The following is a 275-nucleotide window of genomic DNA, read 5'->3' on the forward strand; positions in this document are numbered from 1 at the left end:
GCTACTAAAAGCGCCGGTAGTTTATTAGATATTTGAACTTAGTCAATCTTGCCCTGGTCATACAGGTCAATCTTGGCCCTTAACTTATTAATTGTTTCGCGGATATTCTTATCCTCTTCTTCCAATCTGTGCAGTTCATTCACCAAAATTTCACGTCTAACTTTCTTAGTGCTTGGCCCCTGCTGAAACAGCCTGGCGTATACAGCCAAGTCCTTAACCGGAATTTGTACCTGGCGCAAACACTTGATAAAGTTGATCCAAGTTAAATCACTCTC

General features: G+C 41.5%; 1 protein-coding gene. It reads right to left on the reverse strand.

Features of this window, described 5'->3' with window-relative positions:
- Nucleotides 1-38: 38 nt before the first annotated feature.
- On the reverse strand, nt 39-275 hold a 237-nt coding region (locus tag ACYYG1_RS17415; RefSeq protein ID WP_461211602.1), incomplete at its 5' end, for a MerR family transcriptional regulator.

The sequence above is a fragment of the Desulfocurvus sp. DL1XJH-121 genome (genome assembly GCF_054819825.1).